22 protein-coding genes and 1 pseudogene are annotated in these 21,726 nt (G+C 35.0%); 16 read left to right on the forward strand and 7 right to left on the reverse strand.

Annotation, left to right across the window (positions count from 1 at the left end):
• A partial coding sequence (locus JOD07_RS16025; protein ID WP_207756954.1) for an IS3 family transposase occupies positions 1-118 on the reverse strand: 118 nt, incomplete at its 3' end.
• 86 nt (positions 119-204) lie between these two features.
• On the reverse strand, positions 205-726 hold the full coding sequence (locus JOD07_RS11660) for a helix-turn-helix domain-containing protein (protein WP_204614087.1): 522 nt from the start codon (positions 724-726) through the stop codon (positions 205-207).
• Positions 727-881: 155 nt separating this feature from the next.
• Between JOD07_RS11660 and JOD07_RS15925 the strand changes: the two are divergent.
• Positions 882-1,248 (forward strand): annotated as a pseudogene (locus JOD07_RS15925) (N-acetyltransferase family protein).
• Between the two features lie 30 nt (positions 1,249-1,278).
• Positions 1,279-1,914 carry a uracil-DNA glycosylase gene (locus JOD07_RS11670; protein WP_207756952.1) on the forward strand — a complete coding sequence of 212 codons (636 nt, stop codon included), beginning with the start codon at positions 1,279-1,281 and terminating at the stop codon, positions 1,912-1,914.
• Positions 1,915-1,967: 53 nt separating this feature from the next.
• Here the strand turns inward: JOD07_RS11670 and JOD07_RS11675 are convergent, their stop codons facing one another.
• Positions 1,968-2,711 (reverse strand): peptidylprolyl isomerase, encoded by a 744-nt coding sequence (locus tag JOD07_RS11675; RefSeq protein WP_158741530.1) that lies wholly within the window; start codon positions 2,709-2,711, stop codon positions 1,968-1,970.
• Positions 2,712-2,855: 144 nt separating this feature from the next.
• Positions 2,856-3,131 (reverse strand): hypothetical protein, encoded by a 276-nt coding sequence (locus JOD07_RS11680; RefSeq protein ID WP_158741531.1) that lies wholly within the window; start codon positions 3,129-3,131, stop codon positions 2,856-2,858.
• A 186-nt stretch (positions 3,132-3,317) separates the two neighbouring features.
• Here JOD07_RS11680 and JOD07_RS11685 point away from each other — a divergent pair, with 186 nt between their 5' ends.
• The 5 genes from JOD07_RS11685 to JOD07_RS11705 all read left to right on the forward strand — a co-directional run bounded on the left by JOD07_RS11685 (position 3,318) and on the right by JOD07_RS11705 (position 8,140).
• Entirely contained in the window at positions 3,318-4,349 is a 1,032-nt protein-coding gene (locus tag JOD07_RS11685; RefSeq protein WP_158741532.1) for a TFIIB-type zinc ribbon-containing protein, read from the forward strand.
• Positions 4,342-5,181 (forward strand): TPM domain-containing protein, encoded by an 840-nt coding sequence (locus JOD07_RS11690; protein ID WP_204614089.1) that lies wholly within the window; start codon positions 4,342-4,344, stop codon positions 5,179-5,181. The genes JOD07_RS11685 and JOD07_RS11690 overlap by 8 nt, the downstream gene beginning before the upstream one ends.
• 186 nt (positions 5,182-5,367) lie before the next feature.
• On the forward strand, positions 5,368-6,348 hold the full coding sequence (gene mnmL / locus JOD07_RS11695; protein ID WP_243144630.1) for a tRNA modification radical SAM protein MnmL/YtqA: 981 nt from the start codon (positions 5,368-5,370) through the stop codon (positions 6,346-6,348).
• A gap of 128 nt (positions 6,349-6,476) precedes the next feature.
• Positions 6,477-7,376, forward strand: a complete 900-nt coding sequence (locus tag JOD07_RS11700; protein WP_243429314.1) for a M23 family metallopeptidase — start codon at positions 6,477-6,479, stop codon at positions 7,374-7,376.
• A gap of 74 nt (positions 7,377-7,450) precedes the next feature.
• A complete protein-coding gene (locus JOD07_RS11705; protein ID WP_158741533.1) occupies positions 7,451-8,140 on the forward strand; it encodes a metallophosphoesterase in 690 nt (229 codons plus the stop codon).
• Between the two features lie 50 nt (positions 8,141-8,190).
• Here JOD07_RS11705 and JOD07_RS11710 read toward each other — a convergent pair whose 3' ends face one another.
• A complete protein-coding gene (locus JOD07_RS11710) occupies positions 8,191-8,427 on the reverse strand; it encodes a hypothetical protein (protein WP_158741534.1) in 237 nt (78 codons plus the stop codon).
• Positions 8,428-8,629: 202 nt separating this feature from the next.
• Here JOD07_RS11710 and JOD07_RS11715 point away from each other — a divergent pair, with 202 nt between their 5' ends.
• The 5 genes from JOD07_RS11715 to JOD07_RS11735 all read left to right on the forward strand — a co-directional run bounded on the left by JOD07_RS11715 (position 8,630) and on the right by JOD07_RS11735 (position 13,862).
• Positions 8,630-8,902: a PilZ domain-containing protein gene (locus tag JOD07_RS11715; protein WP_158741535.1), complete on the forward strand. Its 273-nt coding sequence runs from the start codon at positions 8,630-8,632 to the stop codon at positions 8,900-8,902.
• 90 nt (positions 8,903-8,992) lie between these two features.
• Positions 8,993-10,354 (forward strand): RsmF rRNA methyltransferase first C-terminal domain-containing protein, encoded by a 1,362-nt coding sequence (locus JOD07_RS11720; RefSeq protein ID WP_158741592.1) that lies wholly within the window; start codon positions 8,993-8,995, stop codon positions 10,352-10,354.
• Positions 10,339-12,225: a YgiQ family radical SAM protein gene (locus JOD07_RS11725; protein ID WP_279380861.1), complete on the forward strand. Its 1,887-nt coding sequence runs from the start codon at positions 10,339-10,341 to the stop codon at positions 12,223-12,225. The genes JOD07_RS11720 and JOD07_RS11725 overlap by 16 nt, the downstream gene beginning before the upstream one ends.
• Before the next feature lie 47 nt (positions 12,226-12,272).
• Entirely contained in the window at positions 12,273-12,803 is a 531-nt protein-coding gene (locus tag JOD07_RS11730; protein WP_204614091.1) for a PspA/IM30 family protein, read from the forward strand.
• 12 nt (positions 12,804-12,815) lie between these two features.
• Complete coding sequence (locus JOD07_RS11735; protein WP_158741538.1) at positions 12,816-13,862, forward strand: SPFH domain-containing protein; 1,047 nt, start codon at positions 12,816-12,818, stop codon at positions 13,860-13,862.
• Between the two features lie 48 nt (positions 13,863-13,910).
• Here the strand turns inward: JOD07_RS11735 and JOD07_RS11740 are convergent, their stop codons facing one another.
• On the reverse strand, positions 13,911-15,677 hold the full coding sequence (locus JOD07_RS11740; protein ID WP_158741539.1) for a M3 family oligoendopeptidase: 1,767 nt from the start codon (positions 15,675-15,677) through the stop codon (positions 13,911-13,913).
• Between the two features lie 191 nt (positions 15,678-15,868).
• On the opposite strand from JOD07_RS11740, the gene JOD07_RS11745 reads away from it, so the two are divergent.
• Both JOD07_RS11745 and JOD07_RS11750 read left to right on the forward strand, forming a co-directional pair.
• Complete coding sequence (locus JOD07_RS11745; RefSeq protein ID WP_330636297.1) at positions 15,869-17,335, forward strand: DUF1538 domain-containing protein; 1,467 nt, start codon at positions 15,869-15,871, stop codon at positions 17,333-17,335.
• Positions 17,336-17,340: 5 nt separating this feature from the next.
• Entirely contained in the window at positions 17,341-18,036 is a 696-nt protein-coding gene (locus JOD07_RS11750; protein ID WP_158741541.1) for a P-II family nitrogen regulator, read from the forward strand.
• A gap of 88 nt (positions 18,037-18,124) precedes the next feature.
• Here the strand turns inward: JOD07_RS11750 and JOD07_RS11755 are convergent, their stop codons facing one another.
• Positions 18,125-19,714, reverse strand: a complete 1,590-nt coding sequence (locus JOD07_RS11755) for an ABC-F family ATP-binding cassette domain-containing protein (RefSeq protein ID WP_158741542.1) — start codon at positions 19,712-19,714, stop codon at positions 18,125-18,127.
• Between the two features lie 174 nt (positions 19,715-19,888).
• Between JOD07_RS11755 and JOD07_RS11760 the strand changes: the two genes are divergently transcribed.
• Together JOD07_RS11760 and JOD07_RS11765 are read left to right on the forward strand one after the other, a co-directional pair.
• On the forward strand, positions 19,889-20,509 hold the full coding sequence (locus tag JOD07_RS11760) for a DNA-3-methyladenine glycosylase (protein WP_158741543.1): 621 nt from the start codon (positions 19,889-19,891) through the stop codon (positions 20,507-20,509).
• Between the two features lie 765 nt (positions 20,510-21,274).
• Positions 21,275-21,649, forward strand: a complete 375-nt coding sequence (locus JOD07_RS11765; RefSeq protein WP_158741544.1) for a class II SORL domain-containing protein — start codon at positions 21,275-21,277, stop codon at positions 21,647-21,649.
• Positions 21,650-21,726 lie beyond the last annotated feature (77 nt).

Below are 21,726 nucleotides of genomic sequence, written 5' to 3' on the forward strand. Positions count from 1 at the left end.
GATTCCGCATCTCAAGGGTAATCCGTCGATAGCCATATCGACCTTGATGCTCATGGTAAATCGCCGTGATCTCATCTTTTTCGATACGGTACTTGTCAGGCCGCTGAGCACGCTTCAAATAATAGTAATATGTACTTCTGGCAACACCAGCTAATTTAAGTAATGCTTCAAGCGGATATTTCTGCCTTAATTCAGAAATGACAGCTACTTTTTCTTCTGTTCTGACTTTTCCCGCTCTTGAATTAAGGCATTCAATTTTTTTAGATATTCATTCTCCATGCGAAGACGCTGAACTTCAGCAAGAAGATCCTCATTTTCTTTGATATCTTTCTTATCTTTCCTTGGCTTTTTTGTGCTCATTTTCCGTGACCGACCTCGCCGTTCTTCGTAAAGTGCTTCTTTTCCCTCTTCATAATAAGTACGTTCCCATTTTGATACTGTTGTTGGACTTTGAACTCCAAAAAGTGCTGCAGTTGATCTTATAGACAAAGAGTTCTGATGCATATATTCTACAACATGAATTTTGAACTCTCCACTAAAAGTTCTGCGGGCATTAATAAGCTGGTCTATTCCACCGTTTTTGTAGAGAGCAACCCAGTTTTTAATTATTGACGGGTTAATTCCATATTTAGCAGCTAAAGCACGATAGCCACCTGTATGACCGTCTAAATACTCACTTACAATTGCCAACTTAAACTCATCAGAATATTTCTTTTTCCCTGACATTCGAAAACCCCTTTCATTAGTATTTTGTCTAACGAAAGGGGTTCACTTCATTTTAGGTTAGTGTGTTTTTTATTTAATATTATTGTTAAAAAGCTATATGGATATTAAAATAAAAACGCTTAATGAAAAATATCACATCGAGGATGGATGAAATTATGGAAGTGTTTGTAAGAGAATATCAAGACAAAGATATACCATCTATGATTGCGATTTGGAATGAGATTGTGGAAGAAGGAAATGCATTTCCTCAAACAGATAAACTGGCTTTTGATGAGGCAAAAAGATTTTTTTGATCTCAAACCTATACAGGCGTAGCTTTAGATGGAAATGAAGTCCTTGGATTATATATTTTACATCCTAATAATTTAAAATTCTACAGTTTAATGCTGTAGTTTCTACAAATACAGTTGCAATTCGTTTATATGAAAAATAGGTTTTCATAGATTAGGTGTCATTCCTGGAGGATATTTGCTTAAAGACGGCAGTTACACAGATATAATTTTGTATTATATTGAGTTATAATAGAAACTAAAAAAGAGGATAAGTTTGATCATGAAAAGTATAAGTGAATTTGTGGAGCAATTAGCATCTATGGAAGTTACGCCGAACGTATTTAATCAGTACTCTTACGATTTTCCAGAGAACTCCATAAGAAGAGACAATCTCTTACTGTATTTAAATCAGATGGACCAATTAAAACCTAAAATTTTACTTGTAGGAGAAGCACCGGGATATAGAGGCTGTCGCCTTACAGGAGTTCCTTTTACCAGTGAGCATTTACTTATGAATAACATGGATGGGTTAAAATTATTCGGCAGCGCAAACTGTTATAAGCTGGCAGCCGAAAATTCGAAGTTATCAAAGGAAGCTACAGCTACTATTATATGGAGTACCCTTATAGAGTACAATATTATTGCATTAGGATGGAGTGCCTTTCCCTTTTATCCTCATAAAAAAGGTAATTCGAACAGTAACAGACCACCATTAAAAAAAGAGTTGGAAATTGGACAGAAGCCTCTTCTTCAGATCATAGAATTCTTTGATATAAAAAAAGTAATTGCAGTAGGCAATAAAGCTGATGAAAATCTTAAGGTATTAGGAATTAGCTGTGACAAAGTCAGACACCCTGCGCAGGGAGGAAAAAATGAATTTGTAAAGGGTATGAAAACACTATTAGGTCCTAGATAAAAAAATGGTGCCTTATCACAGGCACCGTTTTTTATTTACATACTATTTACACACTATTCAACAATGGTTACGGAATATTTTTTCATTAATTCTTCTTGTTTTTCTATATATGCTTTTTGTTGTTTATAGAATAAGCATTGGTTTTTTGCTTCATCTTTTACTTCTTCAAAGGAGCTTTCCTTTTCTTCATTTACTTTGTCAACTTTAATGATATGATAGCCAAATTGAGTTTGAACAGGTTTGCTGATTTCTCCGGCTTCCATAGAAAAAACAGCCTGGTCAAATTCAGGCACCATTTTTCCTTGAGAGAATTCACCAAGGACACCGCCGCTATCTTTGGAAGGGCATCTTGAATATTTACGAGCTGCATCAGAAAAATCCAGTCCGTGCTCGATCTCATCTAATATGTTCAATGCTTCTTCTTCACTATCTACTAAAATATGACTGGCAGCTACAGTTTTTGGCTGGATAAACATCGCTTTATTTTCTTCAAAATATTTTTGAACTTCTTCGTCACTTACGGAAACAGAAGACATGAATTTATTTGCAGCATACTGCATTAGTAAGGACTTTTTCATCTGCTCTAATACTGTAACAAAATTCTCTTCTTTGTCAAATTCTTTTTCTAAAGCTTCAGAGTAAAGTAATTCCTGAGCAATAATCTCGTTAAGTAATTGCTTTTGGCCTTGTGGGCTTCTAAAATGTGCAGCCTGTTGACCTAAATTTTGCATAAGTGAATAAATATCTGATTCTTTGATTTCTCTGCCATCAACAATGGCTAATACCTTATTTTCCATGAAAAAATCTCCTTTGTCATATTAAGTATCCACAAAAGTGTACCATGAAATCAGCAGAATGTAAAATGAAGTTTGATCTAAATCAAATAAAAATAGAAGTTAACAGAAAGCACCCTGTTAACTTCTCTATACATATATAATATATTAGCAGCAACGTTCTTTAAAGAGACCTTCTATAACGTCTGCAGGATCAGCAATGACTTCACAGATGCAGTCAATGTCAACGAATTTAATATCTCCATTTGGGCTGGCGATGAGCAGATTTCCTTCTACACCGAGTATAGTAACTTCTTCACATTTTCCGGATTTTAATACGATTATTACATCTTCATCAATGAGACTTTTTAAAATGTCTTTAATGTTGCGAGGTAATACGACATTATTTTTTGTAGTTCCTTGAACTTCCATTTTTCTTTTCATTTTATCACCTCCTTCTAGTATCAATATATGAATTTCTTTCGGACATGTTGCAAAAATTCGACAAAGATTTTTAAAATACTATTGATTTGATTAAAGCTGGAAGGAATCATATGTTTTTGATAAAATATGAATAAAGTGCAATTGGGTATCAAAAGGGTTAGAAAATCATTGAAGAGGAGAGATCAGATGGATGTAGTAAAAGGATATAGGTGTACCAGTTGTGGAGGAGGATTGAAATTTGATCCTGCTTCTCAAAAGTGGAAATGTCAGTATTGCTTGAGTGAGTTTAGTAAGAATGAAATTGAAACGGATACACCAATAGAAGAATCTCTTGAAAAAGATATTTCAGACTTGGATTCTTATCATTGTACCAGTTGTGGAGCTGAATTGATTGCAGACAATACAACTTCTGCCACTTTTTGTTTGTATTGCAGAAGTCATAGTATTATTAAGTCCAGGTTTTCGGGGAAATTCAAGCCAAAGAGTCTTATTCCTTTTAAAATAACAAAGGATCAAGCTGAAGAACTTTATAAAAAGTGGATTAGCAAGCGTATATTTGCTCCCAAGGATTTTAAACGTAAAGAAGAAATTGAAAAGATCACAGGAATATATGCTCCATTTTGGCTGTTTAATTGTAAAAGTGAAGGTATGATTAGAGGAGAAGGCACTCGGACGCGATCCTGGACCAGTGGAAATTATCAGTATACCCAAACCAAATATTATCACGTGATGCGGGGAGGGCATGCTAAATATCACAAAGTGCCGGTGGATGCTTCAAAAAAACTGGATGATAAGTTTATGCATATGATAGAGCCATACAATTATAATGATTTGACTGATTTTTCAATGAAATATATGTCAGGATTTATGGCTGAAAAATACGATGTGGAAGCATCGGAAGCAGAAGTAGTTATGAAAGGCAGAGTAGAGAAATACATGGAAGAACGGTTAAGAGAAACTGTAGACGGGTACACATCGTTTTCTCTCCACGACAAAAAGGTATCTCTTTCAGATATACATAACGAATACTCAATGCTCCCTATTTATCTTCTGAATAACAAATATAAAGGAAAAGACCATATATTTATTGTAAATGGCCAAACAGGAAAAGTAGTAGGAGACACACCGATTAGCCGTTCACGACAGTTTGCATTTATGGGAATTGTTTTTGCAATAGTTTGGATCATATCTGTGTTTGGAGGTGCCTTCTTTGTTTAAAAGATTAAATGTTTTATTGATTGCTTTTATATTTTTCATGATTATTGGTCCAGCTTATGCTGTTTCCGGTGAATTAAGCAATGTTAAAGATTATTTAGATTATCTGACAGATGATGAAGAAAGTGAATTACAAGAGGCTATTGACAGTGTTAGAACCGGTTACAATCTGGATGTTGTTATTGTGATTACGGATGATACAGAAGGCAAATCATCCAAAGATTTTGCCGACGATTATTATGATTATAACGGACATGGTGTCGGCAGTGATTCTTCCGGGCTACTTATGCTTATTAATATGGCTGAAAGAGAGGTCTGGATTTCTACAACCGGTAAAGCGATTGATATATTTACAGACAGCAGAATTGCAGAAATGATTGATGATGTTGTAGGACCTCTTTCTGAGGGTGAGTATTTTGAAGCTTCCAATACCTTTATTGATGATATAAGATACTATGTAGAAATGGGAGTACCCCAGGGACAGCATAGGGTAGAGCAGGAATATCAGGGGCAGTCCAGTACAGCCTATTATCATAAAGTTACTTATTTCGATAAAGTTCTAGGATTGATGCAGTCTTTTTATGTATTTCTTTTCGCTTTGATTATTTCAGGAATCGCTACTATACTAGCATCTCTTTCCAGTAAAGGAACTGTTACGATTAATAACCATACTTATGAAGCAAAAGGTTCATTTGTCCTTTCAAGTAGCAGAGATGATTTCATAAGAGAAACTACTACAAAAACTGAAATTCACAAGGATTCCGGAGATTCAACCAGCAGCATTCATACTGGCAGCAGCGGAACGACCCATGGTGGTGGAGGCGGAAAGTTTTAGAAACATTCTTAGAAGCTTATTTAATCAGAAATTAATTTCTGAATTAAGTAAGCTTTTTACATACTTGGCATAGTAAAAGGATGCAGAAAAAACACCGATTTTTATTAAAAATTCCCTTGATCCCAAATATTTTAGAGGCTTTTTCTTTATGCTATAATAGTAAAAATATAAAAATACATAAAGGTTGTGAAATCATTGAATAACAGCAAGCCAAATAAGGACACTTTATATAGAAGGTATTCAGAGTACTTACGAGAAAAATACGGCGAAAAAGTATATAAACTTCCAATTAATTTACCTGTTACTTGTCCCAATAGAGATGGTATATCAGGATGCGGTGGATGTACTTTTTGCGGAGATGAAGGGGCGGGGTTTGAAAATTTATCTAATTTAATACCTGTACCTGAGCAAATTCGTAAAAATAAAGAATATATCAGCAAGAAATATAAAGCGAGAAAATTTATTGCTTATTTTCAAAACTTTAGTAATACCTATATGCCTTTTGATACTTTTAAAATGGTTATGGAACAGGCTGCCAGAGAAAATATTGTCCAACTGGCCATTTCTACCAGGCCAGATTGCATCAGAGAAGAGTATTTGCAGTTTTTATCGGAATTAAAGATCAAATATAATATTGATATTGCGGTAGAATTGGGCCTTCAGACGGTTAACTATCATTCTCTTCGTAAAATCAACAGGGGGCATACTTTGGCTGAATTCATAGATGCTGTATTGAGAATAAAAAAATATGGTTTTGAAACATGTGCGCATTTAATTTTAAATCTTCCCTGGGATACGAGAATGGATGTTATAGAAAGTGCAAAAATTCTGTCAGCGCTTTCTGTTGATCAGGTGAAGCTCCATTCTTTGTATATTGTAGAAAATACCGTAATGGGGGAGCAATTTAAAAATAGAGAATTTGAGATGATTTCTGTTGAAGAGTATAAAAAAAGAGTTATAGATTTTCTTGAATATCTTTCTCCGTATATCGTTATTCAAAGACTTATTGGAAGGGCTCCTGAAGAAAATACCTTGTTTGTTAACTGGAATACAAGCTGGTGGAAGATCAGAGACGAAATAGAGGAAGAAATGCGAGCAAATCATTATTATCAAGGACGGTTGTGTAATTATCTGAACGGAAGTGCTGTACGACATTTTTTTGATTGAGAAAAGACTAAGAGCCCTTCTTAACAAATAAGAGGGATAAAAGAATTAACATGGATTTCCATAATCGATGCATATAATAAGACAGAACCTAAGGATCTGTCTTTTTTAATTTGTAAAGGGGTGCCAAAATGAAAAAAAAGAGGAAAAAAGTAATATGGAGAAAGAGGAGAAACTATGATAAAATATATTTGATTTTGGTCCTTGTTGTATTAATGAGTATTTTCTTAATAAGAAAATGTGTTTATAAAGACAGCAGACAACTTCCGGCACTTGTTGAAAAAGTAGCAGCATTTAATATTCCGGGGGATATTTTATATAAATTAAAAAATATCTCTGAAATAACAGAAACAGATTTCATTGAAGCGGTTACATTTTATGCTTTGGAAAATGATTTTACTATAGCTGAAAACATCACGATCGATCAGAAAGAACTTTATACATTTTGTACAGAGGACATGAATAAAATTAGAAAAAAGTATAATAAAAAAGAGGTTCAAAAACTTTATAGGATCTATGAACAGGCATTAAAGGATGTTAATGTATTTCCAGTTCCAGATATAGGGGAATATATCTATTCTAATTCCTGGGGGGCAGATAGAGATTACGGAGGAAAAAGAAAGCATTTAGGAACAGATATCATTGATGTTCATAATCAACGGGGAAGTATACCTATTGTCAGTATGACAGATGGGATTGTTGAGCAAATGGGATGGAATGAAAAGGGTGGATGGAGAATAGGCATCAGATCTCCCAGTGGAGCTTATTTTTATTACGCTCATCTGGATTCTTATTCTTCTGAGGTTAGCGAGGGGATGGAAATCAAATCAGGACAATGTATAGGATATATGGGAGATTCAGGATATGGAAAAGAGCCTGGTACAATAGGGAACTTTCCGGTTCACCTGCATTTAGGCATTATGCTTGATGTTTCATTTGTAAAAGAAGAATTGTGGATCAACCCCTATGCTATCCTTAAGTATGCAGAATATAATAAAGTAAATTGGAATGGACCAGATGAAAGGTTTTAGGGTCACGTTTAACGATTTATATGATATAATCTAACAGTTAATAGATTTTTGATATACTAAGGAAGAGGGGTCATATGTCTATATATGCAATAGGTGATTTGCATTTAAGTGGATCAGTTGATAAACCTATGGATAAATTCGGTAAAAATTGGGAGAATCATGCTGAAAAAATTAAAAAGCATTGGCTCGACATCATTTCTGAAGAAGATACAGTATTAATTCCTGGAGATATTTCATGGGGAATGACATTGGAAGAAGCAGAAATTGATTTGCAATACATCTATGAGTTGCCGGGAAAGAAAATACTTATTAGAGGTAATCATGATTATTGGTGGAAGTCTGTAACGAAATTAAATACGATATATGATAACATGTACTTTCTTCAAAATGATTTTACAGTTGCAGAAAGTTTTGCTATTTGTGGCGGAAGAGGCTGGATTTGTCCTAACGATACAAAATTTACTGCCCATGATCAGAAGATTTATGAACGAGAAGAAAAAAGATTACGGTTGTCCCTTTTGGCAGCTAAGAAGGCAAACTATGACAGAATCATTGTGATCATGCATTATCCTCCCACAAATGAAAATCTGGAGCCTTCCATTTATACTCAGTTATTTGAAGAATTTAAGGTGGAAAAAGTTATTTACGGCCATCTTCATGGAAAAGAGTCTTTTAATCTGGGGCTGCAGGGACATTATAACGGCATTGAATATAGATTGGTTTCTTCTGATTATATTGATTTTAAGCCGGTCCTTATTTATTAAGCCATGGCAGGAGCGTTTGCCACGGCTTATATACCATCTAGATCCAAAAGTTACTCGTAATTTTCTACTGCTTTTAGAATCATTTCTTTTAAATCATCTTCATCGTAGTCTTTTGGATCGGTTTCGATATCTAATTCTTCAAATTCACCGGTTATAGAATTGTAATTGGCCTGAAAAGTTGTTAGTAATTCTTCTTCGAAAGTAATTTCGCCTTCAATGAGCCAAACGTCATCGGATTTATCTACAGTAATAATATTAATTTCTGTAATATTCATTACGGTTGCCATAATTAATCTCCTTTCTTATCAATAACTTGGTATTTATATATCAATGTTTTATGTAATTTTGTGAAAATAATACATGCAAAATAATTACAAAGATTAACAATTCGACAAAATCAGATTGTAATTCTGAAATAATTATTATAAAATAAATAAAAAGGAGATTATTATAAAATTATAGATAAATATCAATAGGGGGGAGAAAAAGGTGGAAACTAACGAAAAAAGAAGATTCTTACGTTTCCCTAATGAATCTGAAGTAAAAATAAAAATGAATGATACTTTGTCATCCTATCCTATGGAAGATTTTTCTGCTGGTGGGTTTAGAATAAGTTATGTTGAGGATTTTGAAATAGGTCAAATTGTAGAAGCTGAAATAGACTTTGATTACGGTCAGTTTGTAACAAAAGCAAAAGTTAAATGGATTAATAAAGAAAGAGGAGTAGGTTTTGAATTTATAGATCTTGAAATGTTTTCTTAAAAGAGCTTAAGAAGCTCTTTTTTTGATGAAATGAGTTATAATGTTTATACTATTTATAAAATCCATTTTTAAAGAGGAGTAGATACATTGATTAAGTTACCTGCACAATTTGAAGAAAAGATGAGAGGTCTTCTTAAAGATGAATTTAATGAATATGTTAAGTCTTTTGAAGAGAAAAGATATTATGGATTGAGGGTCAATACCTTGAAAATAGAACCTGGTACATTTAAGGAACGGGTGGATTTTCAATTAAGTCCAGTGCCCTGGTGTAAGGAAGGCTTTTATTACTCAGAAGAAGACAAGCCTGCAAAGCATCCATACTATTATGCAGGGTTGTATTACATTCAGGAACCCAGTGCGATGGCACCGGGAGCTATTTTAGATGTCCAGCCGGGAGATAAGGTGCTGGATTTATGTGCAGCTCCCGGAGGAAAAAGCACACAGCTTGGAGCGAAGTTAAAGCAGGAAGGCGTCCTTTTTGCCAATGATATTAGTGCGAGCAGAATAAAAGCACTTATAAAAAACATTGAGATGGCAGGGATTAGAAATGCAGTGATTACCAATGAAACTCCGGAAAAGCTATCCCTGCGTTTAGAAGAATATTTTGATAAAATATTGGTGGATGCGCCCTGTTCCGGTGAAGGAATGTTCCGGAAAGAACCCCAGGCTCTAAAGAACTGGGAAACCCATGGAGTAGAAAAATGTTGCACGATGCAAAGAAATATACTTCCCCATGCAGCAAAAATGCTTAAGCCAGGAGGATACATGCTGTATTCTACCTGTACCTTTTCTCCTGAGGAAAATGAAGGGACGATAGAAGAATTTTTAAAAACGCATCCTGATTTTGAAGTTGTTCCAATTCCCCACGAAAATGGCTTTTCGCCGGGGAGACCTGAATGGATCGGAGGACGGGAAAGTTTAAGGGGAGCTGCCAGATTATGGCCTCATAAAGTAAAAGGAGAAGGACATTTTTTGGTCCTTCTGCATAAAAAAGAAGGAGAAGTAAAAAATAAAATTTCGATTCCTAAACGGGAAGTATCAGATAAGCAGTTAGAAGATTTTTATAACTTTATGAAAGAGAATATTAATGTTACCTTAAAAGGGGACTTTAAAATTCATAGAGACAATCTTTACCTGGTTCCAAACGATGTACCGGATCTTAATGGTTTAAGAATTATACGATCGGGATGGCTTTTGGGAAGTTTGAAAAAGAACCGTTTTGAGCCTTCTCATGTAATGGCTATGGGACTTACAAAAAATATGGTTAAGAATAGTATTGATTTACCGCTAGGTGATCCCAATGTGATGCGCTATTTAAAAGGTGAAACCCTTCAAATAGCAGGCAATAAGGGATGGAATCTGGTATGTGTAGATGGTTATCCCCTGGGGTGGGGTAAAATGCAGCAAAACATGTTAAAAAATAAATATTATCCTGCATGGCGATGGATTTAGTGGAGGCTGAAATGACAGATTTTTTACCGATTTCAAAAAGAGATATGGAAAAAAGAGGATGGGAATATGTTGATTTTGTTTTGATATCAGGTGATGCTTACGTAGATCATCCTTCTTTTGGAACTGCGATCATTGGACGTATTTTAGAAAGCAGGGGATATAAGGTAGGAATTATTGCACAACCTTCCTGGAAAGATGCTTCTGATTTTAAAAAACTGGGAAAGCCGAGACTCGGGTTTTTAATTACCAGTGGAAACATTGATTCCATGGTAAATCATTATACTGTAGCGAAAAAGAGACGAAATCAAGATGCTTATTCTCCGGGGGGAAAAGCAGGTATGCGGCCGGATAGGGCAACCATTGTCTATGCCAACAGAGCACGGGAAGCCTATAAAGATGTTCCAATAATATTAGGCGGTATTGAAGCAAGTTTAAGAAGACTGGCCCATTATGATTATTGGGACAATAAGGTAAGACGATCGATTTTATTAGACTCTAAGGCCGATTTGATCGTATATGGCATGGGAGAAAAAGCGATTGTTGAAATTGCGGAGGCGTTAGATAGTGGAATACCGGTCAATGAAATAACTTATATCAGGGGAACGGTATATAAGACAAAAGATAAAGAAAGAGCCTATGACTATATGGTGCTTCCGCCTTATAATGAGATTATAAGCTCAAAAGAAAAATATGGAGAGAGCTTCTTAATACAATATGAAAATACTGATGCAATAGCTGCAAAGACGCTTATAGAACCCTATGGGGACATTTATGTGGTTCAAAATCCTCCGGCAATGCCTTTAAGCCAAAAGGAATTAGATGCTGTTTACGATCTTCCTTATATGAGAACCTATCATCCCATATATGAGTCTCAAGGGGGCATTCCCGCCTTACAGGAGGTTAAATTCAGTATTATAAACAATAGAGGATGTTTTGGAAGCTGCAGTTTTTGTGCATTGACTTTTCATCAGGGACGAGTGGTACAGTCGAGAAGCCATGAATCTATTATTCATGAGGCTGAGGCCATGACAGAAGACCCAGAGTTTAAAGGCTACATTCATGATGTGGGAGGGCCTACGGCCAATTTTAGAGAGCCAGCCTGTCAGAAGCAGAAAAGTAAAGGAGCATGTATCAAAAAGCAATGCTTATTTCCTAATCCCTGTAAGCAGCTAAAAGTAGATCATAAGGATTATTTGACTCTTCTTCATAAATTGAGAAACATTCCTAAAGTAAAAAAAGTGTTTATTCGTTCAGGGATTCGTTATGATTATTTGATTTATGATCAGGATGAAAGTTTCTTCAGGGAACTGTGCCAGTATCATATCAGCGGACAACTTAAAGTTGCACCTGAACATATTTCATCCAGAGTGCTTCAGAAGATGGGAAAGCCCAACAGAAATGTATATGATAAATTTGTAAGAAGATACTACGAAATTAATAAAGAGCTGGGGAAAAATCAATTCTTAGTTCCTTATTTGATGTCGAGCCATCCTGGATCGGATATCGAAGCAGCTATTGAGCTGGCAGAATATTTAAGAGATTTAGGCTACATGCCGGAACAGGTGCAGGATTTTTATCCTACCCCCGGGACACTGTCAACATGCATGTATTACACTGAAATGGATCCCAGAACAAAGGAAAAAGTATATGTTGCAAAATCTCCCCATGAGAAAGCCGTCCAGAGAGCATTAATGCAATTTAGAAAGACTGAAAACTACTCGCTTGTCCTGGAAGCGTTGAAGAAAGCCGGCAGAGAGGATTTAATCGGGTATGATAAAAAGTGTTTAATTAAGCCTCGGAAGAAAAACGAACCACAAGAGAAAAGTAAAAAAAGATATAACGGTAAAAGGTTGAAAGATCAACACAAATAATATACAATAAAACAAATTAGCGAGCACGATTTGGGGGGACGGATAACATGTCTCTTTTTAAGAGATTTACTAAGAATACTGCTTCTGATAAAGAAATTACTCAACTTTTAAAAACACTGGATGAAGAAATGGCAAAAATTAAGGTTGAATCCTCAACAATGGAAGCAACTCAGTCCAGAACCAAACGAGAGCTGGACGAATGCCGTGAAGAAATAAAAAAGATGCAGGATTATATAGAACATGCCAGAAACTCAGGAAATACGGAGAACGAAAGGATATTCCTGACCAAAAAGGCTGCACTGGAAGAAAAAGAGAAAACACTGAAAAATGCTTTTGATGCTATGATTAATCATATGCAAAGAATGAATCAGTCTCAAGATCTAATAGTATCTAAAATGAATGAGTTAAAAAATCGCAAGGATGCTATAGATATCAAAATTGAGAGAGCTAAAATATTAGAAAAATTAAATGAGATCAATACCAATGCTTTTTCAGCTTTAGAAGAAAAAGTTAATAGAAGGTTAGACCTGGTAGAAGCACTAGCTGAACTTGATGAGATAGAAAAAGGAAATTTCTAAGGGGGCTAAGTCATGGGTATTTTTGGAAAACAATTATTGAATGTGATTGAATGGAATGAAACAAGGGATGATGTGCTGTTCTGGAAATGGAATAATGATGAAATTAAAAAAGGAAGCAGATTAATCATTAGACCGGGGCAAGATGCCATTTTTCTTTATAATGGTAAGATAGAAGGCATATTTAAAGATGAAGGCAATTATGAAATAGAAACAGAGATCATACCTTTTTTAAGTACATTGAAAGGATTTAAGTTTGGTTTTAACAGTGGACTTAGGGCAGAAATTGTGTTCGTAAATACTAAAGAATTTTTAATCAGATGGGGGACAAAAAATGCCATCAACATTCCTGCTCCAAGTATGCCAGGAGGTATTCCCATACGCAGTTTTGGAACTTTTACGGTTAAAGTGGATGATTATTTAGTGCTTATTGATAAAATCGTAGGAATAAAGAAAACTTTCACAGTGGATGATATCAGGGAAAGGGCCTTAGCAGTCTTAGATCAGCTGCTTATGAAATGGATTGTCAAAGAAGGCAAAAATATGTTTAACCTTCAGGCAAATGCTTTTGATATTGCCAGAGGAATAAGAACGGATTTGGATATGGAAATGATTAAGATTGGATTGACCGTTACCGATCTTACGATATCCAGTTTCAACTATCCGGAACAAATCCAGAAGATGATCGAAAAGAATGCATCTTTTGAAATGGTTGGAAATGTAGACAAGTATCAGAAGATCAGCATAATAGATTCTTTAGAAAAGAATCCCGGTGGTAATATAGGAAGTACCCTTCAAGCCGGTATGGGAATTTCTATCGGAATGGAAATGGCAAAGCAAATGACAAAGCCCCTTACTGAAAACAATCCTTTTGCTGGGCAGAAATTCTGTAAAAAATGTTACGAACCTATAGCCCCTGATACGAAATTTTGCAGCAATTGTGGGGAAAAAGTTGTGGATGATGTTCCAACTGCACCCAAAAAGCAATTTTGCTCTGAATGTGGAGCTAAATTACAGGATGGAGCAAAGTTCTGCAGCGAGTGTGGAAGTAAAATCATATAGATATAAAGGAAAAAAGATGGATCAATATGATGATCCATCTATTGCATTTTATAAATGAATAAATTTGTCTATATCTTTTTCAATAAGCTTAAGAGAATTTTTCCAAAATTCTACAGAGTGAAGATCAATATTCATTTTTTTGGCCACATCCACTAAATTGCTTTTGCCTGTGGCAGCAAGCAAATCATCAAATTCTTTTACAAAGGTTTCGCCTCGTTCTAAATATAAAGCATAGAGTCCTTTAGAGAATAAAAGTCCAAAAGCATAAGGGAAGTTATAATAATTGTAATCGGCATAATAATAATGAGGCTTGCAGACCCACATATAAGGATGAAGGTAATTTTCGTCAAGGCCCTCGCCGTAGGCTTCCTTTTGAGATTCCAGCATCATCTTTTTAAGCTCATTGACAGATAAAGAACCATGTTCTCTTCTTTTAAAAAGTTCATCTTCGAATAAGAAACGACTGTAGATATCCACGATTACTTGAGTTGAACTCATCAGATCGCTTTCAAGTATGGCAAAGGCTTCTTCGGGAGAAGCTTCCTTAAGAGCCGCATTGATGATAATTGTTTCAGCGAAAATGGATGCAGTTTCTGCAATGGGCATAGGATAATCACTGTTTAAATAAGTTTCATTTTTTAAACACTCACCATGATATCCGTGACCAAGTTCATGAGCAAGGGTCACCACGTCATTGAATGTTCCTGTAAAGTTGCTTAAAATTCGACTTTCTTTTATGGCATGGATATTTGAACAGAAAGCACCGCCTCGTTTGCCGTCTCTGGGTTCTGCATCAATCCATCTTTTTTCAAAGGCATTCTTTGCAAAGTTTCCTAAAGCAGGACTAAATTTGCTAAAATTCTTTACGATGAAATCTTTTGCTTCTTCATAAGTGAATTTCATTTCCACTTCACCCATAGGGGCAAACAAATCATAGAAAGGAATTCCATTTTTATGTCCCAGCAGTTCTGCTTTTTTCTTAAGATATTTCCTAAAAGAAGGCAGAGATTCCATAATGGATGAAAACATTGCATCCAAGGTTTCTTGATCCATTCTTGAATGAATCAGTGTCATTTCAAGAGGAGAATGATATCCTCTCATTTTGGATTCAGTGATGACTTCACCCTTGATACCGTTTAAGGATGCAGCAGAGGCTTCTGCAATTTTATCATAGGCCTTAAGTTCAGCTTCATAAGCTGTCTTTCTAAGCTCAGCATCCTTTTCATATGCCATATTGCGTACAATCGGAAGGGGCAATTGCTTGCTTTCTCCATTGATTGTAATATCTACAAGCAAAGTGGATGAAAGGAGTTCCTGAAGTTTTTCCCAGGCTTTTGAACCGGTGTTTTTCATCTTAGCCAGTAAAATTTCTTCTTCGTCGCTTAATAAGTAATTAGTTTCTAAAATAAGTTCTTTTAAATAAAAAGTATGTTCTTTTAAAAGATCCGAACAGCAAATCAAAGTATCTAAATTGCCTAAGGAGTTAAGCCATTTTTTGAACTTCGTTAAGGGTTCGGCAAGATCAGTAATTTTGGCTTCCAATTTTTCTATTACTTGCAGAGCTGTTTCGTTTTTTGCGTCTACACTCATAGTTAAAGAAGCATATTCATATAATCGACTATAAAGATTTCCAAATTCAATTTGCATTTTGAGGTAGTTTTCAATTTTGGAAACAGAACTTTCGATGGAATCTAAATTGTTCTTTGACCATTCTTTTATGGTTTCAATTTTTTCAAATACTTCTTCAAAATCTTTTTGAAACGATTCTGAGTCAAACGAAGGGTATAATTCTTCAAGACTCCAGCGCATATCCATGATGATCACTCCTGTATATATTCTATGGTATAGTATTATAATACCCTTTATTTTAATAAACTACAATATGTATTAATCGAGGAAGTTTAAACTTTACCAGAATGGTCAAGGGAAAAGCTTAACTTTACATAATTTTTATGCTATACTTTAATTGGACAATAAATAAGAAGGGATGTTGATCGCGGTTGAATATGTTAATGCAGAAATTAAAAGAGGTCATAATATCTGTTCTTCCCATTACACTTATTGTACTATTACTTAATTTTACGATAGTTCCTATTGGTAGTAATTTGGTGGGGAGATTTATAGTAGGAGCAGTACTGATTATTTTGGGGCTGTCAATCTTTTTATTTGGAGTAGATCTAGGAATACAACCTATAGGAACGCTTATGGGTGAAAGCATTACAAAAAGTAAAAAGCTATGGGTTGTTTTAATCTTTGGATTTATTCTTGGATTCTTTGTTAATATTGCCGAGCCGGATTTGCAGGTGTTGGCAAAGCAAGTCAGTGATGTTACTTCAGGAGTAATCTCGCAAACGAGTTTACTAGTGGTTGTTTCAATTGGTATAGGCTTAATGGTTTCAGTTGGGTTAGGAAGAATCGTCTTTAATTTCCCCCTTAATAAACTTCTGATCATTTTGTATGGAATTATACTTATCTTAGGATTATTGGCGCCTTCTTCGATTTTAGGCATAGCTTTTGATTCAGGAGGCGCTACAACTGGATCGATGACCGTTCCTTTTATTTTGGCTTTAGGGTTAGGAGTATCCTCCATTCGAGGGGGGAAAGAATCTGAAGAAGATAGTTTCGGTTTAGTGGGAATAGCTTCTACTGGTCCCATGATTGCCGTTTTTATAATGAGTATTTTTTCTGGAATCAAAGAATTAACAGGAGATTTATCAGCGAACACCATAGATGAAATGGGAATCATAGCCCCTTTTATTCATGAAATTCCTAAGATCTCTTTTGAAGTTACAATGGCGTTACTTCCTTTCTTAATCCTTTTCTTTATTTTCCAAAGACTTTTCTTCAAGTTAACCAAAAGACAATTTAGTAAAATCTTAAAAGGTTTGATTTATACTTTTATTGGATTTGTGCTATTTTTAACAGGAGTAAATGCAGGCTTTATGGAAGCAGGCACAATGATTGGTTATGGACTTGCATCTCTGGAGAATAATTGGATTGTCGTACCTATAGGATTTATTCTTGGATTTGCAGTTATTTTAGCGGAGCCTGCTGTTTATGTATTAAATGAGCAAATTGAAGACGTTACTAGTGGACATATTAGAAAAAAAGTAATATTATATACATTGGCAATAGGAGTTGCAGTAGCAGTTTCTCTTTCCATGCTTCGAATAATGGTGAAAGGCATTCAGTTATGGCACTTTCTTTTACCTTTATATGTCTTAGCAATCGTATTATCTTATTTTGCACCCAAAATTTTTGTAGGAATTGCCTTTGACTCCGGTGGAGTGGCTTCCGGCCCTATGACGGCAACATTTATTCTGGCATTTGCCCAAGGGGTGGCGAAGTCCATTGATGGAGCAGATGTTTTAATGGATGGTTTTGGTGTAATTGCTATGGTAGCATTAACCCCACTGATTGCAATACAGATTTTAGGATTAATATATGAATATAAGGCTTCTAAAAGGAGTTGAAATAGATGGAATCGGATACTATGAATAATTATATTCTTACCCTTGTTGTGGTAAATCCCGGAGTGGGCAGTAAGGTTTTGGCAGAAGCAAAACATATCGGTGTAAATGGTGGAACAATTTTTTTAGGAAAAGGAACAACAACCAACCGATTGCTAGAATTTCTTGGATTTGATGAAGAAAAAAAGGAAATTGTATTATTGGGTTCGGAAGATAAATATGAAAGCATACTCCATGAAACTTTAACAAGTAAATTTCATATGGATAAACCTAATCAGGGAATTATCATTACGATACCAATAAAAAGTATAATCGGCAGAATAACTGATATAGGATCTGATGTTGTCAGGGAATTGAAAACAGGAGGGAACCATGACATGCAAATGGAATATGAAGCGGTCTTCACGATCGTAGACAGAGGACTTGGTCATGAAGTTGTGGATGTAGCTAGTTCGGCAGGAGCAAGGGGAGCAACAATTATAAATGCAAGAGGTTCGGGAATTCATGAAGATAATAAATTTTTTGCAATGAATATCGAGCCAGAAAAAGAGATTGTAATGATTATCGTTCCAAAAGAAATATCTGATGCAGTTGTTAAAATTATAAGGGAAAAAATGAAAATAGATGAACCTGGAAAGGGCATAATGTTTGTTATGAATGTTAGCAAGACTTCAGGTTTATTTAGAGAGGATACACACAAATAAAAACATCGACTTTGGTCGATGTTTTTATTTTGAAATGAAGAAAGTATGCTTTGCAAGTTTTTTGAAAATGCGACGAAACACTTTCTTGTTATAAGTTTCTATATTCCAGATATTCGTCATATGTCATTTGCTTATCAATGATACCATCCGGAGTAAATTCAATGATTCGGTTTGCAACGGTTTGAATCAGTTGATGGTCATGGGATGCAATCAAAATATTGCTTTTAAAATCAATCAGGCCATTATTTAGTGCTGTGATAGATTCTAAGTCCAGGTGATTGGTAGGCTGATCCAACATCAGAACATTGGCATTGCTTAACATCATTTTTGCCAGCATACAGCGAACCTTTTCGCCACCGGAAAGGACTTTTACTTGTTTTAGGGCTTCTTCCCCTGAAAAGAGCATTCTTCCTAAAAATCCTCTTATATAAGTTTCTGTTTGGTCTTGAGAATACTGTCTGAGCCAGTCTACTAAATTCAATTCTACATCATTGAAGTATTTTGAATGATCTTTTGGGAAATAAGCAGTGGTGATCGTTACTCCCCATTTATATTCTCCACTGTCAGGTTCCATTTCTCCTGCGAGGATTTGAAATAGGGTGGTTTTTGCAATATCATTTTCTCCTACAAAAGCAATGCGATCTCCTTTTAGTACGGTAAAACTTACATTGTTTAAAACTTTTTCACCATTGATGGTTTTAGATAATCCGTCTACTCTTAAGATATCATTTCCTACTTCTCTTTCAGGCTTAAATGCAACATAGGGATATCTTCTTGTTGAAGGCTGAATATCCTCCAAAGTAATCTTTTCCAAAAGTTTTTTACGGGATGTAGCTTGTCTGGACTTAGAAGCATTGGCACTAAATCTGGCAATGAATGCTTGCAGTTCTTTGATCTTTTCTTCTTTTTTCTTGTTTTGCTCCTTTGCCATTTGAAGAGCCAATTGACTGGATTCATACCAAAAATCATAGTTACCTACATATAATTTGATTTTACCAAAGTCCACATCGGCAATATGTGTACATACATTATTAAGAAAGTGTCGGTCATGGGAAACAACAATAACGATGCCTTCAAATTCTATTAAAAAGTCTTCGAGCCATCGAATGGATTTAATGTCCAGATGGTTGGTAGGCTCGTCTAAAATCAGTATGCCAGGTTTTCCAAAAAGCGCTTGGGCAAGCAGAACTTTAACCTTTTGGGGACCTGATAATTCTTCCATGGTTTTATAGTGAAGTTCTGTTTCAATTCCTAAACCATTTAAAATAGTTGCTGCTTCTGATTCTGCTTCCCATCCATTGAGTTCAGCAAATTCAAATTCCAATTCAGAAGCCTTTACACCGTCTTCTTCAGTAAACTCGGATTTTGCGTACAAAGCATCTTTTTCTTTAATAATCTGATAAAGTCTTGGATTTCCCATAATGACTGTTTCCAGGACAGGATAGGCGTCATATTGGAAATGGTCTTGTTTTAAAACGGAGAGTCTTGTTCCCGGAGTTATAGAAACTTCTCCTGTGTTAGGAGTAATCTCTCCGGATAAAATTTTTAAAAATGTACTTTTTCCCGCACCATTGGCTCCAATTACACCATAGCAATTCCCTGGGGTGAATTTAAGATTTACATCTTCAAAAAGTAATTTATCTCCATATCTTAAGCTAACATTAGTTACTGTAATCACGTCTGTACCTTCCTTTACTTGTGTAATTGCATTCGGGGACTATTATACCATAGATGTTATAGAAATTCATCTTATTTTGATATCTGAAAAAAATAGGTATATTATAAAAGAGTAAAATCTATCTGGAATGAGATCATTTCGTAAATAACAGAGTTGAAAAGGCAGGTGAGAGATATGAAGAAGCTGGATCGATCATTTTATGACAGAGATACTCTAATTGTTGCTAAAGAATTATTGGGAAAATATATTATTCATAAAGTGGATGGAAGGGAGCTTATAGGAAAAATTGTTGAAGCAGAAGCTTATAAAGGAGCAATGGATAAAGCAGCGCACAGCTATCAGAACAGACGAACCAATAGAACTGAAGTGATGTTTGGTCCTCCGGGGCATGCTTATGTGTTTTTGATTTATGGCATGTATCCCTGTATGAACATTGTGACAGAGGAAGAAGGCAATCCATGTGCAGTACTGCTTAGAAGCATTGAACCCATCAAAGGCCTGGATGATATGGCTAAAAGAAGATTTAATAAAACTTATGATGCATTAACTAAGGCACAAAAAATAAATATAGGTAATGGACCCGGAAAACTCTGCTTGGCAATGGATATTACGCTTAAGGATTATGGCTTGGATCTTTGCGGAAATGAATTATATATATGTGACGGAGAAGAAAATGATACATTTGAAATCGTTGAAGCCAAAAGAGTCAATATAGATTATGCAGAAGAAGCAGCGGATTTTCTTTGGAGATTTTATGTCAAAGATAATCCCTATGTATCTGTAAAGAGCAAATAGATACATTTCTATCTATTTCTTAAAATTAAGCTTGAAATTTAAGAAAAAAGAGAGAAATGCTTGAAATTTCTCTCTTTTTAAATTATACTTATTATTAATTAAAACTTAATTTTTCTTATCGGCATTTTCTGAATTATTTACTTTTTGAGATTTTCTTACCAGATAAACAGTCCCAATTCCTGTAAATACTAATAATGCAATCACAAAGATATCAGTACCCATGAAATCACCTCCCGTTTCTAAATTTGAAACAGGTGATTCCTCCATTTAAGATCATTCCCTTGAAAATAATGTGGAAATAATTTAAAGATGTATTTTCTTTTATCCAAAACTACTTGGTTTTTTCTTTGATCACTGTAGGACTCGAAAGGAAAATAGACTGTAGAATCCATTGGCATAAAGGATCGAATCTTAATGGGGAGCAGTTTGTTTACGATAATTCTATTTAAGCCCAAGGACGGGATTACGAATTCCATATGGGTACCATAGGCGATTAACATCAAAGGTGCTGGAGATGATTTTACTTGGTGTTCTGGGGAATAAAGAGGATATACTGAAATATTAACGATATAACATATTAAGATTATGCAACAGATTTTTTGGAGATTTTTACGTAGGCAATTTTTCAATATCGTTCTCCTTTCCGATAAAAATATTAATTGCTTTTATTATACATTAAGGAAAAGCTTTTTTATAGAATAATAATAATTAAAATATTATTTTAGGTAATAATATAATAATGATTATTTTAAAGGAGGGTTTATGATGCAAAGCTTAGGACAACTTATTCAAACTGGAGACTGGAAAGGAGAAAAGCATGTTCCTGTTATTCACATCCCCCAAGGAGTAAAATTGGGAGAAGCTTTCGAATTAAAGGTTTCCATAGGGGATGAAATCAAACATCCTAATGAATTGGAACATCATATCAAGTGGATAAAGTTATATTACTTTAAAGAAGATGGAAAATTTCCAGTTGAAATTGCGTCATTTGATTTTGTATCCCATGGTGAAGCTGGAGTGATTAGTGAACCGGTTGGCTCTGTCAGTGTTAAACTGAACGCACCTGGATTTATTTATGCTTTGGCATACTGCAATATTCATGGTTTATGGGAAAATAAAGCAGAAATTAAGTTTGATTAAAAAGTAAGGGCGTAAGCCCTTACTTTTTCTGTGTGATTCAGCAGCATTTTCAATCATGTTGATTATTGCATTAGAAT

Source organism: Defluviitalea raffinosedens, assembly GCF_016908775.1.
Taxonomy (GTDB): Bacteria; Bacillota; Clostridia; order Lachnospirales; family Defluviitaleaceae; genus Defluviitalea; species Defluviitalea raffinosedens.

Bases quoted from the DNA above. Each gene is read 5' to 3' on its own strand.
- JOD07_RS11760 (WP_158741543.1), top strand. From the start codon at position 19,889: ATGAAGAAGCTGGATCGATCATTTTATGACAGAGATACTCTAATTGTT.
- JOD07_RS11685 (WP_158741532.1), top strand. From the start codon at position 3,318: ATGGATGTAGTAAAAGGATATAGGTGTACCAGTTGTGGAGGAGGATTG.
- JOD07_RS11680 (WP_158741531.1), bottom strand. From the start codon at position 3,131: ATGAAAAGAAAAATGGAAGTTCAAGGAACTACAAAAAATAATGTCGTA.
- JOD07_RS11670 (WP_207756952.1), top strand. From the start codon at position 1,279: ATGAAAAGTATAAGTGAATTTGTGGAGCAATTAGCATCTATGGAAGTT.
- JOD07_RS11705 (WP_158741533.1), top strand. From the start codon at position 7,451: ATGTCTATATATGCAATAGGTGATTTGCATTTAAGTGGATCAGTTGAT.
- JOD07_RS11740 (WP_158741539.1), bottom strand. From the start codon at position 15,677: ATGGATATGCGCTGGAGTCTTGAAGAATTATACCCTTCGTTTGACTCA.
- JOD07_RS11735 (WP_158741538.1), top strand. From the start codon at position 12,816: ATGGGTATTTTTGGAAAACAATTATTGAATGTGATTGAATGGAATGAA.
- JOD07_RS11745 (WP_330636297.1), top strand. From the start codon at position 15,869: ATGTTAATGCAGAAATTAAAAGAGGTCATAATATCTGTTCTTCCCATT.
- JOD07_RS11660 (WP_204614087.1), bottom strand. From the start codon at position 726: ATGTCAGGGAAAAAGAAATATTCTGATGAGTTTAAGTTGGCAATTGTA.
- JOD07_RS11730 (WP_204614091.1), top strand. From the start codon at position 12,273: ATGTCTCTTTTTAAGAGATTTACTAAGAATACTGCTTCTGATAAAGAA.
- JOD07_RS11710 (WP_158741534.1), bottom strand. From the start codon at position 8,427: ATGGCAACCGTAATGAATATTACAGAAATTAATATTATTACTGTAGAT.
- JOD07_RS11700 (WP_243429314.1), top strand. From the start codon at position 6,477: ATGAAAAAAAAGAGGAAAAAAGTAATATGGAGAAAGAGGAGAAACTAT.
- JOD07_RS11750 (WP_158741541.1), top strand. From the start codon at position 17,341: ATGGAATCGGATACTATGAATAATTATATTCTTACCCTTGTTGTGGTA.
- JOD07_RS11675 (WP_158741530.1), bottom strand. From the start codon at position 2,711: ATGGAAAATAAGGTATTAGCCATTGTTGATGGCAGAGAAATCAAAGAA.
- JOD07_RS11765 (WP_158741544.1), top strand. From the start codon at position 21,275: ATGCAAAGCTTAGGACAACTTATTCAAACTGGAGACTGGAAAGGAGAA.
- JOD07_RS11725 (WP_279380861.1), top strand. From the start codon at position 10,339: ATGGCGATGGATTTAGTGGAGGCTGAAATGACAGATTTTTTACCGATT.